Origin of the sequence: Uliginosibacterium gangwonense DSM 18521, assembly GCF_000373965.1 — a bacterium.
Taxonomy (GTDB): Bacteria; Pseudomonadota; Gammaproteobacteria; order Burkholderiales; family Rhodocyclaceae; genus Uliginosibacterium; species Uliginosibacterium gangwonense.
The window spans coordinates 302,287-317,952 of record NZ_KB892857.1 but is presented as its reverse complement, the minus strand read 5'-3'; the positions used below and the strand labels follow the sequence as shown (position 1 = coordinate 317,952).

Below are 15,666 nucleotides of genomic sequence, written 5' to 3'. Positions count from 1 at the left end.
CACCAGCAGTGCGTCCGGCGTATCGACGACAATCAGGTTATCAACGCCGACGGCACCTACCACCCGGTCGCTCTGCACATAGCAGTTGCTGGCATCGTGGAGCAGCACGGTGTTGCCGACCACGCGGTTGCCCTTGTCATCCGCCGGGCTCAGGTCGCCCAGGGCATTCCAGGAGCCGATGTCGCTCCAGCCAATGTCGCAAGGCACCACGGCAACCTGCTTGGACACTTCCATGACGGCATAGTCAATCGAGGTGCTGGGCACCTGCTGGAAGCTCGCGGCATCCAGGTCCACTTCGCTGAAGTTCTGGCCCTGCGTGTAGCGGGACTTCTTGAAGCATTGCCGGCTCAATTCCAGGATCTCCGGGCAATGCGCCTGCATGGCCTGGAGCATGGTGCTGACCTTGAAGCAGAACATGCCTGAATTCCACAGGAAGCGCCCTGTGGCCAGATATTGCTCGGCAGCTTCCTTNTCCGGCTTTTCCACAAAGCGCAACACATCCTGGCCGTCTGCCTCAATGTAGCCATAGCCCGTTTCCGGCGCATTGGGCTGGATGCCGAATGTCACCAGCCGGTCCTGCTGCGCCAGCTCACACGCTTTGGCGACGGCCGTGGCAAAAGCAGCCTGATCNGCCACCAGATGATCGGCAGCCAATACCAGGATCAGGGTATCCGCGCCGTGTGTCTGCTCTGCCCATAGCACCGTGGTGGCAATGGCCGCAGCAGTGTTACGGCCAAAAGGCTCCAGAATGAAAGAAGTCGCCAGCCCTGCTCCATTGATCTCGGCAAACTCATCCTTGGCCTTGAAAGACAACTCCCGGTTGGTCACGGTCAATATCTCGCTGACACCGGGTAACGCAGCCCCGCGCAAAAAGGATTTTTGCAGCAGGCTTTGCCCATCTGCCAGGCGGATGAAAGGTTTGGGGTGAAGATCCCGGGAAACGGGCCATAGACGGGAGCCTGAGCCACCGCAAAGAATGGTAGGTATCAAACGTATGCTGGACATGTTTTGTGTAGTGGGTCGCGGACGTGCTGCATCATGGTACAGCCTGCCAGAGGATAAGCGCTATAGTGACATGCGCCGACACGTTCATCAGATGATTCTGCAGGGCCTGATCGCCTCTGTGGCGTGTTCTCGGGGGTGGGGTTCGGCCTTGGCTGCAGAATGGCAGCTTGCGTGGCGCTAGCCGAGTGCATGGAGAAAGATGTCATGATTCCATGTATCTATATGGAATAATAGATATTTGGTATATCGATCGAATTATTGCCAGCGAAACAAGGAATTACTGCGCAGAAGCTGTATGTAATGAATATGCCAAAAAACAAAAGCATCGTATGCCCTGATCGACAGAGGCTTCAAAATCTGCCCAAATAGACAGGGGCGTTTGTCAGAATGCAGTCAGTTGCATCGGTAGATAATCGCCGCCTCCCCGAATTTTAAAAGGTTTATGCCATGAAGCTATTTTACGTTGCCGGATATTGTTCGTTGGCCGCACATATTGTGCTGCGCGAAGCGGAATTGTCTTTTCAGCTTGTGCCTGTGGACCTAGCCAGCGGCAAGACCGGTGATGGGCGAGATTATGTGCAGATCAACCCCAAAGGCTATGTGCCTGCGCTGGAGCTGGACGACGGCAAGGTGATTACCGAAGTGGCGGCAATCGTGCAATATCTGGCTGACCTGAAACCCGAATCAAGGTTGGTGCCGCTGACGGGTAGCTTTGAGCGTACCCAGTTGAAGGAGTGGCTCAACTTCATTGCGGCGGAACTGCACAAGAGCATGGGCCAGCTTTTTCACCCACAAATCAGCGGCGATTGGCTGCAAAGCACCCATGCACAACTGCATAAGCGCTTGGATTTCGTGTCGAGTTGCCTCAAGCACAGCACCTTCCTGATGGGGGACGTGATGACGGTGGCCGACATCTACCTCTTCGTGGTGTTGGGCTGGGCCAAAGAGGCCAAATTCGACCTCTCCCCCTGGCCCCTGCTGGCCCACTATATTGAGCGTATCGGCCTGCGGCCTGCCGTGCGTGCCGCCTTACAGGCCGAAGGGTTGAGTGCCGCCTGATCGGTTTTATGCTTGAAGCTGGGCCTGTGATGGGGTGCACAGGCAGGTGCTAGCGCAGCATTCCGGGTGGATCAGCACCTTGGCGTGATCCAACTGGATCGAAATTTCGGCCTCGATGCGGTCGCATAGCGCGTGCGCTTGCTCCAGCGTGCGTGAGCGATGCATGATCAGATGCATGTCGATATGCCGTGTCTTGCCCGAACGACGGCTGCGCAGGTCATGCAGATCCAGCACTTCGTCGGCATAGTGGCTGACAACCTTGCGTACAATTTCCAGCTCGGCTTCGGGCAGGCTGGTATCGATCAATGGCAGAAAAGCGTTGTTGATCAGCGAGAAGGCTTCACGCAGGATGAAAATCGCCACCAGGATGGCGACGATGGGGTCAAGGATGGTCCATCCGGTGATCCAGATCAGCCCCAGGCCACCCGCCACGCCCAGCGAGGTATACACATCGGCCTTCAGGTGCAAGGCATCTGCTTCCAAGGCAATGGATTGCTCTTCGCGGGCAATTTTGTAGAGGCGGGCCGACACCAGTGCGTTGACCAGGGCGGAAATGGCCATCACGCCAAAGCCCAGGCCCACGGATTCAATCGGGCTGGCCGCCAGCAGCTTGTGAGCGGCTTCGTAGATGATCCATCCGGCGGCGATCACAATCAGCGCGCCCTCAATGACCCCCGACACGTTTTCCCACTTTTCGTGACCATAGGGGTGGTCCGCATCGGGTGGCAGGTCTGAAACCCTTACCGAGAAGAAGGCAATGACGGCTGCCGCCAAATCCATGGTGGAGTGGATGGCTTCAGAAATGATACTGACCGAGCCAGAGAGCAGCCCGACGATCAGCTTGAGGATGATCAGGAGGGTATTGGAGCCCACGGACAGCAGGGCAACACGGGATTTACGATTCATGGGTAACATTTGTTGAGGGAAACAATCTGATAGGAATTATCCCAGAAAAACACTCAGGTTTAGATCGTTATCAAAAAATATTCAATGAATTCAAAGCTGTATTGAGAATTAGATGCATTGGCATTATTGTTTCTGGAGGCATGAGCGCCGACAGGCACCCTCAGGTGCCTGTCGGATAGCGAGAACCGGGCCGCTCAGTTAGGGTTGAGTTCGCCCGAGATATAGCCGGAGAGATGGCGAATGGTCTGCTGCTGCTGATCCAGCATGGCCTTGACGGCATCCCCGATGGTGACGATGCCGATCAGCTTGCCCTGACTGACCACAGGCAGGTGGCGGAAGCGGTTTTCCGTCATGATTGCCATGATGTCTTCAACGGTCTGTGAGGGGGATACCGTCAGCAGGTTCTGACTCATCATCTCCCCGATTCTGGAATCCCGCGAAGTGCGCCCTTGCAGGATAATTTTGCGGGCATAGTCACGCTCGGTAAAGATGCCGACCAGACGCTCACCCTCAATGACCAGCACGGCGCTGATGTCCTTTTTGGCCATCAATTCCAGTGCCTCAAATACCGAATGGTCGGGTGTTACCGCGTGGATCTGGTGACCTTTGTCCGTCAGGATCTGACCAACTGTTGTCATGTTCAGTCTCTCTCTTGGTGGATGCAGATGTATGTCCGCCACATTTGTCTCGGGTGTGGCTGGGGTTTGGCAGAAATATGCCTGCCATGCGTCACGATAGGATAAAACGGCGTCCCCGTCACCTTCTACTGCATAGAAGGGAGGCCCAGTCGCGGCCATAACCAATGTTGATAATGTGGTGACTGGAGAGGGAGGCCCTGCGTTTGTAGGCGGGCTTACCCCAAGGCGGGCCGACAGGCCCAGATGCCGGAACCGGCAGAGAGCAATCCAAATTGGCAGGCATCAGGCGTGCGCTGCACCCCTGATGCCTAAAACAAGCGCCAGCCGCTTGATCAGGCGGTGGTTTTTTTGCTGCGACTGGTTTTGGCTGGCGCCTTCTTGGTCGTGGCTTTGGCCTTGGGTTTGGTGGTTGTCGCCTTTTCTGCCGCAGCTGGTACTGCGGCTTCCTGGCCTTCTTCAGTAGGAGTGCTTGCGACCGTTTTCTTGGCGGCGGCCGCTTTGGGGGCACGCGGTTCAAACTCGAAGCCGACCTTGCCCGCCTTGGCATCCCAGGTCAGGAAAGCGGAGAACTTGCGATGCGTGCGCGAGGAGACGAAATTGCGTAGCAGGTCCGTTTTGCCACTGACCAGCAACTTCTCCATCTGCTCCGTCTCGATAGCTTGCTGCAGGATCACCTTGCCGGAACGGAAGTCGCAGCTCTTCTCCGGGCCAAGCGCCTTCTCACAGGTATAGGTGGTGCCATGCTCATACACGCCGCCTCCGCATTTGGGGCAGACCCCCAAGCTTTTCTGTTCGGAGAAGTCCGGCGCTTCGGAGCCTTCACCGTCACGCGGCTGGCCGAAATCGAATTCCGGCAGCTTGTCGTCGTTCAGGCGGATTTCGGCATTGAAGGCACGCCCCATCTTGTTACGGAAGCCCAACAGGGGGCCGACGCGTCCGGTGGTGAGTAGGGTTTCGATCTCATGCGGCTCAAACTGGCGCCCGGCTACGATCTTCCACAACGCGTAGTCACAGTCGGAACACTGGAATTTCTTGTAGTTCTCGCGGATCAGCCCACCACACTTTGGGCAGGGGGAAGTCAGAATGCCAAAGTCCCCAGGGATGGTGTCCGAATCGTAGGTCTTGGCGCGTTCCACAATGTCCCGCGTCATGGCTTCGATGTGGCTCATGAAGTCAGCCCGGCTGAGCTGCCCCTTTTCCATCATCGCCAGCTTGTATTCCCATTCCCCGGTGAGTTCAGCCGAAGCCAGTTCGGTGATGCCCAGCCCCTTGAGCAAGGTGATCAACGAGAACGCCTTGGCGGTCGGGATCAGTTCCCGCCCTTCGCGCAACACATAGGTTTCGGCAATCAGGTTTTCGATGATCTGCGCCCGTGTGGCGGGGGTACCCAGCCCACGCCCTGCCATGGCCGCACGCAGTTCCTCGTCGTCGACGAGCTTGCCTGCGCCTTCCATGGCCGACAGCAAGGTGGCTTCGTTATAGCGTGCAGGCGGCTTGGTCTGGTTGGCCTTGACGAGTACCTCTTCGGTCTTGGCGCCTTCGCCCGGCTTGACGGGCACCAGCGAACCGGTGGCTTCCTCACCATCCACGCTGGCTTCCTTGCCGTAGATCGTGAGCCAGCCTGGATTGACCAGAACTTTGCCCTCGGTCTTGAAGCTTTCGCCCTCTACGCGGGTGATACGGGTGGTAATCAGGTATTCCGCAGCCGGGTAGAACACGGCCAGGAAGCGCTTGGTCACCAGATCGTAAATCTTGTGTTCGGCTTCAGACAGATTTTTGGGCGCCGTGCCGGTCGGGATGATGGCAAAGTGGTCCGAAATCTTGGCATTATTGAAGATGCGTTTGTTGGGCTTGACCCAGCCACGCTTGACGACCTCGGTCGCAAACGTCTGATACACATCGGGCAGCGCACCCAGGATGCCTGGCACGGTACCCACGTAATCTTCCGGCAGCGCCCGTGCGTCGGTACGGGGATAGGTCAGCACCTTGTGCTTTTCGTATAGCGCCTGGGCCAGTTGCAGGGTGGTGCGGGCGGAGAAACCGAAACGCCCGTTGGCCTCGCGTTGCAAGCTGGTCAAATCAAAGAGCAGGGGCGAGAGCTGGGTGGAAGGCTTGGATTCTTCCTCCACTTTGCCCGGCTTGCCCAGGCATTTGGCACGGATCGCCTCGGCACGCGCCTGCTCCCACATGCGGGTAGCGGTGGCATGCTCGTCGTCTTCGGGCTTCTTGAAGTGCTCATTGAACCAGCGCCCAACGTAACTGCCTGCGCCAACCTCGAACTGAGCTTCGACTTCCCAATAATCACGTGACTTGAACTGGCGGATGCGCTCTTCCCGCTCGACCAGGATCGCCAACGTCGGTGTCTGCACCCGCCCAACCGTGGTCAGGTGAAAACCGCCGCTCTTGGAGTTGAAGGCGGTCATTGACCGCGTACCGTTGATACCGATCAGCCAGTCGCTCTCTGCACGGCAGATGGCGGCTTCGCGCAGGCCGGACATATCGTTGGCGGTGCGCAGTTGCTGGAAGCCATCACGGATCGACTGCGCCGTCATACTCTGCAACCACAGGCGGCGGACGGGCTTGGCCGTTCCCGCATGCTGGGCCACATAGGTAAAGATCAGTTCCCCTTCGCGTCCCGCGTCACAGGCGTTGATCAGGCCGGTCACATCCTTGCGCTTGATCAGCCGGGTCAGCAGCCGTAGCCGATCGGCACTCTTTTCGATAGGGTTGAGGGCGAAGTGCGGCGGGATCATGGGCAGATGCGCAAAGCTCCATTTGCCGCGCTTGACTTCGAATTCTTCGGGCACCGCCAGTTCAAGCAGATGGCCGACGGCGGAGGAGAGCACGTATTCTTCGCTCTCGAAATAATCGCCTTCGCGGGTGAAACCGCCCAGGGCGCGGGCAATGTCCTGCGCTACGGAAGGCTTTTCGGCGATGATGAGTTGTTTTGTCATAAGGCGATATTAAGCGATCATGAATGATCAAGGCTGGCAAGGCGGACGCCGAGCATACGACCAAGAAGGCGCGATGATAGAAGTGGGGGCAAAGTCTACGCAAGTGCCCCCGTACAGAAGGTACAACACTGCCCGACAAAAACGGGGTCAGTGGATGGCGATGGCTTCACCCCAATCCTCACCGTCGGACTCCACTTCTTCGGTCATCAGTTCGTCCAGAATCAGCTTGTCCACCGGTGTTTTATCCTGCCACAACACCATGAGAACCACGACCTTGAACTCGGAGATGCTCACCTCCGGTGCGGCCAGCGCCAGTGCGCGGTCGATGATGCGCTCACGCTGATCCGGCGTGATCACCCGGGTATTGCACAGATACATCAGGAAGCTGCGGCTGGCAAGGTCCAGACGTGCCGCTTCGTGATCGCTGAATACACGGATCGCGCGGTGTTCGCTTTCTTCCGGCACGCCAGCGTTCTGCACTGTGCCGTGTAAACCCGAGAGCCACTCCAGTGCCTCGGTAATGTCCGCTTCCTCAAACCCCGCTGCGGAGAGCTTATGAGCCAGTTGATCGGGCTCACTGGGGCAAGCATCGGCGTATCCGTAGGTTTCAAACAGATAAACCAGTATGTCAATCATGGCAGCCCCACATGGCGTTGTGGGATGCGCCCCACAACGCGTTCTAATTGATGCGTTGAAACCGGCCACCTGGCAGGCGCGCAATACGCCCATCAAGCTCCAGCAACGTCAGCATGGCGAAGAGCGCATCCGGCGTCAAGCGCGAACGTGTCGCCAAGGTGTCTGGATCAACGGGATCAAAGCCCATTTGTTCGAGCACTTGCGCTTCATCAAGCTCAGCCGAAACGGGCTCCAGCACTGGCGTGGCGGTTTTTTCCACGATTGCCGGGGAAGACAGGCGCAGTTCCTCCAAAATATCCTGTGCGCTGTCGACCAGCTTGGCCCCCTGCTTGATGAGCAGGTGGCAGCCCTTCGATAAAGGGGAGTGGATGGAACCCGGAATCGCAAAGACCTCGCGCCCCTGCTCCCCGGCCAGCCGGGCGGTGATCAGCGAACCGCTGTTGATGGCAGCCTCGACGACTAGCACGCCACGCGCCAAGCCGGAAATGATGCGGTTGCGGCGTGGAAAGTTGTGTGCCGCAGGCGGCGTGCCGAGCGGGAATTCGCTCAGAACCAAGCCTTGGGCGGCGATTTCGCGGGCCAGCGCTGCGTTGTGCGCCGGATAGATGCGGTCGGCGCCGGTGCCGATGATGGCAATCGTACTGCCCGGCCCCTTCAGCCCGCCACGATGGGCCGCTGCATCGATACCAAGCGCCAAGCCGCTGATGACCGTGATGCCCGCCTCCGCCAGTGACTGGGCAAAGGCTGTCGCATTCTGTTCGCCCTGCGGGGTAGCGTTGCGTGCCCCGACCATCGCCAGCGCCGGGCGAGCCAGCAGAGCCAGTTGGCCCTTGGCGTAGAGCAGGCAGGGCGGATCAGGGATTTCAAGCAGCGCAGGCGGGTAGTCAGGCTCCCCCAGGGCGAGGATATGGTTGCCCTCCTCCTGCACCCAGCGCAAGGCGTTTTCAACCCCGGCTTGGTTGTCGTGGCTGAGCAGGGCCTTGGACAAGCGTTCGCCGATCACGTCGGCAAGGGCCGCGTGTCTGGCTGCAAATATCTGGGAAGGGAGGCCGAAAGCGGCCAGGAGCAGCCGCTGGCGCTCCGGCCCAATGCCTGGAATCAGGCACAGCCGGAGCCAGTAAGGAAGTTCTTTGTCGTACCCGCTCAACCGGATCAGGGTGCGACGACAGCGTCGCCCACATTCACAGGCTCCACTGCATCCATCACCAGAGCGTAAGACAGGCGGTTGAAGACGCGGAACACAAAGGCCAGACCCGAGCGAGCCTCTGGCAGCTTGTAGCTTTCCTTGGTGCCATCAAGCTTATAGACCACCGGGTGACGCGAACGGTTGACCGCCACAACATGGCCGGGCTCAATGCCGTCGTTCTTGCCCAGGCTGAAGGAGATCACCGAGTAGCGGCCAGCCGAACCCACCGAACCATACAAGGAGGTGACCACGCCACGGATGCCGGGGGCCGGTGCATGCGGTGCGTAGGCAAACACATCGGTCTTGACGGCCGGAGTCAGCCGGTCACCGACCGAAGCCTCATGCTGGGAGTTGGTGATCTTGAGTTCTGCAGCCGTGTCGCCCTGCGCCGCCACAATCGTGTTGGCGTTGCCGACATACATGGCTTCGTAGCCGAGAATCTCTTTGTTTTCCGGATGGCGGATCGGCTGCCCACGACGGTAGATGCTCCATTGGTCGGTGACACCCCCCACACCCTTGGCGAAGATGTTGTTGCCTGGGCCGCCCGCCACGCGGTTGTCTTCAATCGCAATGACTGAAGGCAGGCCGCGCTCGTCCCCTGATTCGGAAACAAGCGGCTCTTCCAGGAAGTTCTTGATCGCATCCAGCGAAATGCTGGTGATCGGAGACTCCGCGTCCTTGGCGTACACCTGGGGCGAGAGCTTGTCCCGCCCACCTACGCCACTATTCTCGCCCAGCGACAGGGTTGGGCCGTTGCGGTCCAGATACACTGTCTGCCCTGGGTAGATCAGGTGCGGGTTGTGGATCGCGTCCTTGTTCATCCGCCAAACCTCTGGCCAGCGCCAGGGCTGCTTGAGGAACTTGCCGGAGATGGCCCAGAGCGTATCTCCGCGCTTGACAACATAGCTGTCAGGGGCGTTGTCGGCGACCTGAACCTTGTCCGTGTTGGCGCCCTCGGCAGCAAATGCAGTGCCGGACATTGCCGTGAAAACGGAAAAAAGCAGGCCGAAAAGAGTTTTTTGCATGGCAAACCCCGTGTGATCGATCGTTGCTGCGCGTTGTGACACGCAGCGACTGAGTAGGCCATCGCGGCCAAGCAACCGGGTTATTATTGTGGTCCGGGCATCTGTTTGCAATCTTGTTTGGCAGACACCCTTTATTATGGGCGTAGGCTTGCATAAAATTACAACAGCTTCCATGACTGGACAACAACCCCCAAACCGGCTGCAAAACATTCAAGTTTTGCGTTAGATTCTGCACGTAGCATACTCATACTTCAAGGCTTTCTGACAAATGGCGCTGCTGCCCATTCTTCACTACCCCGACGCAAGATTACATACCAAGGCCCAATCCGTAGCCGTTATCGACGACCGCGTGCGGCAATTGGTCAAGGATATGGCCGAAACCATGTACGCCGCCCCTGGTGTGGGTCTGGCGGCAACACAGGTCAATGTGCATGAGCGCATTGTGGTCATTGATGTCTCGGAAACCAAGTCCGAATTACGCGCATTGATCAACCCAGTCATTCTGGAGCGCCGTGGCGAGCAGCTTTGCGAAGAAGGCTGCCTGTCGGTGCCCGGCATCTACGAAGACGTGAGCCGTGCCGAGTGGGTGCGGGTGCGCGCGTCGAACGAAAACGGCGAAGTCATTGAATTTGAAGCGGAAGGGCTGCTGGCGGTGTGCGTTCAGCACGAGCTGGATCACCTCGATGGCAAAGTTTTCGTTGAATACCTCTCGCTCCTCAAGCAGAACCGGATCAAGAGCAAACTGGCCAAGCGGGCACGTATCACGGTATGAAGCTTGGCTGATGGCGCGGAGGCGGGAGTGCTACACTCTTGCCCCTGCTTTTCGCACGGATCAGCCATGAAAATTGCCTTTGCCGGAACCCCGGAATTTGCTGCCACTGCCCTGAAGTCCATCCTGGAGGCGGGTTTCCAGGTTCCGCTCGTCCTGACCCAGCCGGATCGCCCGGCAGGCCGTGGCATGCAGTTGCAACCCAGCCCGGTCAAGCAACTGGCCCTGCAGCACGGGATTGCCGTGGACCAGCCCGAACGCCTGCGTACCCCGGAGCAACAGGCTGCCCTGGCAGACTGCCGTCCGGACGTGCTGGTGGTCGCCGCCTATGGCCTGCTCCTGCCCCAGGCTGTGCTGGATCTGCCCCGCCTGGGCTGCCTGAATATCCACGGTTCCCTGCTGCCGCGCTGGCGGGGGGCTGCACCCATCCATCGTGCCATTGAGGCAGGGGACGCGGAAACCGGCATCACCATCATGCAGATGGAAGCGGGTCTGGATACCGGCCCGATGTTGCTGAAAGAAGCGCTGCCGATCCTGGCCACCGATACCACCGCCAGTCTGCATGATCGGCTGGCCGAGTTGGGCGGGCGGATGATCGTCCAGGCGTTGCGTCTGCTTGAAAAGGGTGGCTTGAGCGCGACCGTGCAGCCCGAGGACGGTGTGTGCTACGCCCACAAGATTGAAAAGAGCGAAGCTGCACTGGATTTCCGCAGCTCGGCGGCGGTGCTGGCGCGCAAGCTGCGGGCGTTCAACCCTTTCCCCGGCGGTGCTGCAAGCATCAACGGCCAGACCATCAAGCTTTGGGCGGGTGAGGCGCTGGTTGCCACAGGCGAGGCGGGCCTTGTGCTGCAAGCCGATGCACAGGGCGTGGTGGTGGCCTGTGGTGAAGGGGCGCTACGCCTGACCCAGTTGCAAAAGCCCGGTGGCAAGCGTCTGGCGGCAGCGGATTTTCTGCGTGGTTTTCCCATCGAAGTCGGGCAAAAGTTCGATCTGCCAGAGTAATAAACCCATATGTCATGGTGGGTTTGGCCGATCGCTGCAATCAATCGTAAGTATTTGTAGCCTGATTTGAATTTTTTTGCTTCAACCGCATCTAAGGGCTGTACACATAAGTGTGCTTACTCTTTGAAAGGCAGGTTTAAAGCAATGTTCAATTGGTTCAAGACTTCGATCCTCATGGCAGGTATCGTGGCCTTGTTCGGGGCCATTGGCATGATGATTGGTGGGGAACGCGGGATGATCATGGCGCTGTTGTTCGGTGGCGTGATGAACGTGTTTTCCTACTGGTTTTCCGACAAAATGGTGTTGCGCATGTACAACGCCAGGGAAGTGGATGCCACCACGCTGCCCTACCTGTATAACCTGGTGCGTGACTTGGCCCGGCGCGCCAATCTGCCGATGCCAAAAGTATATGTGATCGACGAGGCGCAACCCAACGCCTTTGCCACGGGCCGCAACCCCGAGCACGCTGCGGTGGCTGCCACCACGGGCATCCTGCAAATGCTCAGCGAACGTGAATTGCGTGGTGTGATGGCGCACGAGCTGGCCCACGTGAAGCATCGGGACATTCTCTTGTCGACCATCTCGGCAACTATGGCAGGTGCCATTTCCATGCTGGCCAACATGGCGATCTTCTTCGGCGGGCGTGATGAGCAAGGCCGTCCCGCCAATCCTCTGGTGGGCTTGCTGGTGGCATTGTTGGCACCGCTGGCTGCTGCGCTGATCCAGATGGCCATTTCGCGGACACGTGAATATGAAGCCGACCATGGCGGCGCCGAGATCAGCGGGGACCCGAATGCGCTGGCGGATGCATTGGAAAAGATCCACTACTATGCCCGTGGTATCCCCATGCCGTCTGCGCAGGCACACCCTGAAACCGGGCAGATGATGATTATGAACCCGTTCTCGGGTGGCGACATCACCCAGCTTTTCTCCACACACCCGAGTACCGAGGAGCGTGTGCGCAGGCTGCGTGCCATGGTGCGTAGGTAAGCATGTTTCGCAGGTGAAGTCATTGCGGCCGCTCATGCGGGTGGCTTAACCCATCCGCATGAGTTAGCTTGCCGCATCAATTTATTGGTAGCAGACCAAAGGCTGGCGTGCCCATTGCACGATTCGTTCGGCAATCTTGTACAGGGGCAGTACCTCGCGGGCGCCACCGCGCAGGATGGCAACCCGTGGCATGCCAAAAACCACGCAGGTCTCCTCTGATTCGGCAATGGTGGTAGCCCCTGAGTCAAACATCTCTTTCATGCCCAGTGCGCCATCATCCCCCATCCCTGTCATGAGTACCCCCATGGCATTTTGACGCGCCGTTTTGGCCACCGAACTGAACAGGCAATCCACCGAAGGACGGTGGCGGTTGATCACGGGGCCTTCCACCACTTCCACGCAGTAGTGCAGGGTATTTTGCATCAGCCGCATCTGGCGCCCTGCCGGGGCGATCAATACAAGCCCTGGTTCAACGGTCTGTTTGTGCTCTGCTTCGCGTACAACCAGACGGGTGTCTTGGGAAAGGTGATCTGCGAATTTCTTTGTAAATCCCAATGGCATATGCTGGACAATGACGATGCCGGGCAGCTCAACGGGCAACGCCTTCAGCACGCTTTCCAGCGCCTGGGTTCCGCCCGTGGATGCACCCAAGGCAATCACCCGGCGCGCCAGGGAAGGATTGGTCCCCAGGCCGGCAGGCGAGGGTTTGGTCAAGGGGGGGCCGGTGAAGGAGGACTGTTTGGCAATCTGGCGTAGCCGGTTGGGGTTGGTGCGTGCGGCCGCACGCACCGCAGCGAGAATGTTGTCGCTCTCATCCTCAAAAAAATGGCGCACCCCTAGCTTGGGTTTGGTGATCAGGCTGACTGCGCCAGCTGCCAAGGCATCGATCCCTACCTGGGGGCCGTTGCCGAGCAAGGTGGAGCAGATGACCACCGGAGTGGGGTGTTCGGCCATGATCTTGCGCAGAAAGGTCAGGCCATCCATGCGCGGCATCTGGATATCCAGCACGATTACGTCCGGCCATGTCTTGAGCATTGTTTCCATGGCGAAGATGGGGTCGATGGCGGTATCCATGACCATGATATCCGGGTGGCCGGACAAAATCTGACTCGCCGTCTCACGAACCAGAATCGAGTCGTCGACGATCAACACCTTGATAGGAGGGGGCATAGGCTTCGGCGGTGGGGCTCTCAGTGGCGAAGTTGATAGGATGAAGCGCCCATGCCCTGGGCTGCCTGTTGAACAAGGGGCAGGCGGATCTCGAATCGGGTTCCCCGCGCCGGAAAACTGCGGATGGTGATGCTGCCACCGAGTGCTTCTACCCCTCTCTTGACGACATCCAGCCCCACTCCACGGCCTGAGATGCGGGTGACCTGGGTAGTGGTGCTGAAGCCAGGGGTAAACAGCAAGGCAAGCAGGCGTTCATCATCGATAGGCTGTTCGGGTTGCAAAAGTCCCTTGGCCAGTGCCAGATGACGGATGCGGCCCCGGTCAACGCCAACACCATCGTCGGCAAGCTGGATGAACAGGCTGTGTTCGTCCTGCCAAGCGTCCAGGCGGATCAGACCACGCATATTCTTGCCTGCGGCCATGCGCTCGGTGGGGGGTTCCAGGCCATGATCAAGGGCGTTACGTACCAGATGGATCAGCGGGGTGGCCAAGCCTTCGCCCAGTGCGCGCTCAACCTCCAGTTCCCCGCCACTGAGCAGCAGATCAGCCTGCTTGCCCAATTCACGTGCCGTATCGCGCAGCACCCGGTGGAGGCGGCGGAAAATTTCATCTAGGCGGATGCGTTGAATCTCGTGGGTGATGTTCAGCGCATGCCGGGTCTGTGCAATCAGGGCTGGAATCTGGCGGGCGATCAGGGAATCCTCGGTACTGCCCGCGCTTTCCAGTTTGAGCCTTTCCAGGCCATGGTGAATCAGGTGCAGCAGGTCTTCCAGCGTGGCGACCTGCTCGCCTTTGACGTGGAGCAGCCGGTGCTCTTGCGCCAGGGTCACACGGATTTCGCTCTGCCGACGCAGGACTGCGTCAATCAGCTCGGCTTCCACATAGCCCTCCTCGGCCAGCACCTGACCGATTTCACATTCGGTGCGATGCTGCCGCTCGGCCATACGCTGGCTGCGCAAGGCTACGGCCAACTCTTCAGAGGTCAAGGCGCCAATGCGTACCAGCATCTCGCCCAGGTGCAGATCTTCGTTGGGCAAAGAGCTGACCAGCTCAATAAAGCTATGCGTCTTGTTCGGCGGGGGGGTGATGCGCAGATCGCAGGCATCACGTACCAAGGTGAAGGCGTCTTCAATGCCTTGCTTGTCCACCACGGTGTCCAGTGCAAGTTCAAAGCGCAGATAGCAGTGTTCCGGGTTGTAATCCTTGGTGGGCGGCAGGTTTTCCATCACGGTTTCCAGCGTCGTGATGCGCCCAATGGTTTGCAGATGGAGGAAAAAGAACATCGGGTCCAGGCCTTGCTGCAGGACTTCAGGGGCAAAGCGCACAGAGATCGACCAGCTTGAGCTGTCCCGCACGCGAGGTTGCTCTGAAAACGCCAGATCCCCTTCATCCCCCAGGTAAGGTACCAGCAGGCCGATCAGGCGGGCCCGTTCTTCGTCGGCAAATTGTTGCGAGGCTTTTTCAGGCATGGTGCACAAGCTGACCAGAAAACGTAGGTGATCAATGCACGGTAGCAAGGTGGAAATCAGTAATCGGTCGGGTCGGATGATGTTGTTACGTAAGCGCCCTAAAACACTTTCAATAATATGGGCAAACCACTCAATCTCGGCGGCCTGCATTACGCTGGCATTGCCCTTGATGGTGTGGATGGTGCGGAACATCTCGTCCAGCCCCTGTCCGTCGGCCTCGTCGCGTTCAAGTGCGAGCAGCAGGGCTTCCAGACGATCCATCTGTTCGCCGCACTCTGAAACAAAGAGGGAAAGGGCAGAATTCATCAGCATTGCTTTTTCCAAACGCATCGACACCGTGGAAGGCTTGCTGAGAGATGGGAACAAACACCCCTGGAGCAAGCCCGCTATCTTCACTATCGGGTGTTTTGCTCCAAAACGCATATGTCTGCATGGGCAGGTCAGGCTGCCCAGGAGTGGAGGTGCCGTTTGGGCCTATTCGTGGACGGGCGCTCCTTGCGAGGCTTTCGGACTGCCCCGCAGCAAGGTGTTCAGGTTATAGAAACCCAGCATGTCCTGCACGGCTGCGCTGGGATTTTCAAATACCAGTTCCGTGCTGCAACGCAACGCTTCGCGCTGCAACATGGCCAGCAGTTGCACGCCTGAAGTGTCAATACGCTCAACCGCCGAGAGGTCGATGTGCAACAAATCGCCACTACATGCTGCAGCGATGAGTTCAGGCGCCAGATCATGGATATGATGGATGGTCAGATCGTCCTGGGCGTAAATTCTTCTAGCCGACATGTCAGTGTTTGTCTGATAGCAACGCTTTGATTGAGCCGTAACTCTCGTGGTGGGGCACCGGTCTTGCCCTTTGG

14 protein-coding genes are annotated in these 15,666 nt (G+C 58.6%); 4 read left to right on the top strand and 10 right to left on the bottom strand.

Annotated features, from left to right (window positions below; all coding sequences use genetic code 11):
- A partial coding sequence (locus B145_RS0116020; protein ID WP_018608645.1) for a mannose-1-phosphate guanylyltransferase occupies positions 1 to 1,005 on the bottom strand: 1,005 nt, incomplete at its 3' end.
- A gap of 447 nt (positions 1,006 to 1,452) precedes the next feature.
- On the opposite strand from B145_RS0116020, the gene gstA reads away from it, so the two are divergent.
- Positions 1,453 to 2,064, top strand: coding sequence for a glutathione transferase GstA (gene gstA, locus B145_RS0116015; RefSeq protein WP_018608643.1), 612 nt, complete (start codon positions 1,453 to 1,455; stop codon positions 2,062 to 2,064).
- Positions 2,065 to 2,070: 6 nt separating this feature from the next.
- Here gstA and B145_RS0116010 read toward each other — a convergent pair whose 3' ends face one another.
- From B145_RS0116010 to B145_RS0115985, 6 genes are all read right to left on the bottom strand, one after another.
- Complete coding sequence (locus B145_RS0116010) at positions 2,071 to 2,970, bottom strand: cation diffusion facilitator family transporter (RefSeq protein WP_018608641.1); 900 nt, start codon at positions 2,968 to 2,970, stop codon at positions 2,071 to 2,073.
- A 194-nt stretch (positions 2,971 to 3,164) separates the two neighbouring features.
- On the bottom strand, positions 3,165 to 3,608 hold the full coding sequence (locus tag B145_RS0116005; RefSeq protein ID WP_018608639.1) for a CBS domain-containing protein: 444 nt from the start codon (positions 3,606 to 3,608) through the stop codon (positions 3,165 to 3,167).
- A 332-nt stretch (positions 3,609 to 3,940) separates the two neighbouring features.
- Positions 3,941 to 6,562, bottom strand: coding sequence for a DNA topoisomerase III (locus tag B145_RS0116000; RefSeq protein WP_018608637.1), 2,622 nt, complete (start codon positions 6,560 to 6,562; stop codon positions 3,941 to 3,943).
- 147 nt (positions 6,563 to 6,709) lie between these two features.
- Positions 6,710 to 7,198 carry a Smg family protein gene (locus B145_RS0115995; RefSeq protein WP_018608635.1) on the bottom strand — a complete coding sequence of 163 codons (489 nt, stop codon included), beginning with the start codon at positions 7,196 to 7,198 and terminating at the stop codon, positions 6,710 to 6,712.
- A 43-nt stretch (positions 7,199 to 7,241) separates the two neighbouring features.
- A complete protein-coding gene (gene dprA / locus B145_RS0115990) occupies positions 7,242 to 8,345 on the bottom strand; it encodes a DNA-processing protein DprA (RefSeq protein ID WP_018608633.1) in 1,104 nt (367 codons plus the stop codon).
- Positions 8,346 to 8,350: 5 nt separating this feature from the next.
- Positions 8,351 to 9,409 (bottom strand): LysM peptidoglycan-binding domain-containing protein, encoded by a 1,059-nt coding sequence (locus B145_RS0115985; RefSeq protein WP_026259196.1) that lies wholly within the window; start codon positions 9,407 to 9,409, stop codon positions 8,351 to 8,353.
- A gap of 268 nt (positions 9,410 to 9,677) precedes the next feature.
- Between B145_RS0115985 and def the strand changes: the two genes are divergently transcribed.
- The 3 genes from def (at position 9,678) to htpX (ending at position 12,170) form a co-directional block, all read left to right on the top strand.
- Positions 9,678 to 10,181 carry a peptide deformylase gene (gene def, locus B145_RS0115980; protein WP_018608630.1) on the top strand — a complete coding sequence of 168 codons (504 nt, stop codon included), beginning with the start codon at positions 9,678 to 9,680 and terminating at the stop codon, positions 10,179 to 10,181.
- 66 nt (positions 10,182 to 10,247) lie between these two features.
- Positions 10,248 to 11,180, top strand: coding sequence for a methionyl-tRNA formyltransferase (fmt, locus tag B145_RS0115975; RefSeq protein WP_018608629.1), 933 nt, complete (start codon positions 10,248 to 10,250; stop codon positions 11,178 to 11,180).
- Positions 11,181 to 11,324: 144 nt separating this feature from the next.
- Entirely contained in the window at positions 11,325 to 12,170 is an 846-nt protein-coding gene (gene htpX / locus B145_RS0115970; RefSeq protein WP_018608627.1) for a zinc metalloprotease HtpX, read from the top strand.
- Between the two features lie 81 nt (positions 12,171 to 12,251).
- On the opposite strand, the gene B145_RS0115965 is transcribed toward htpX, so the two are convergent.
- The 3 genes from B145_RS0115965 to B145_RS25935 all read right to left on the bottom strand — a co-directional run bounded on the left by B145_RS0115965 (position 12,252) and on the right by B145_RS25935 (position 15,592).
- Positions 12,252 to 13,340, bottom strand: coding sequence for a protein-glutamate methylesterase/protein-glutamine glutaminase (locus B145_RS0115965; protein WP_018608626.1), 1,089 nt, complete (start codon positions 13,338 to 13,340; stop codon positions 12,252 to 12,254).
- Positions 13,341 to 13,360: 20 nt separating this feature from the next.
- Positions 13,361 to 15,121, bottom strand: coding sequence for a chemotaxis protein CheA (locus B145_RS0115960; RefSeq protein ID WP_018608625.1), 1,761 nt, complete (start codon positions 15,119 to 15,121; stop codon positions 13,361 to 13,363).
- A gap of 162 nt (positions 15,122 to 15,283) precedes the next feature.
- Positions 15,284 to 15,592 (bottom strand): STAS domain-containing protein, encoded by a 309-nt coding sequence (locus B145_RS25935; protein ID WP_018608624.1) that lies wholly within the window; start codon positions 15,590 to 15,592, stop codon positions 15,284 to 15,286.
- Positions 15,593 to 15,666 lie beyond the last annotated feature (74 nt).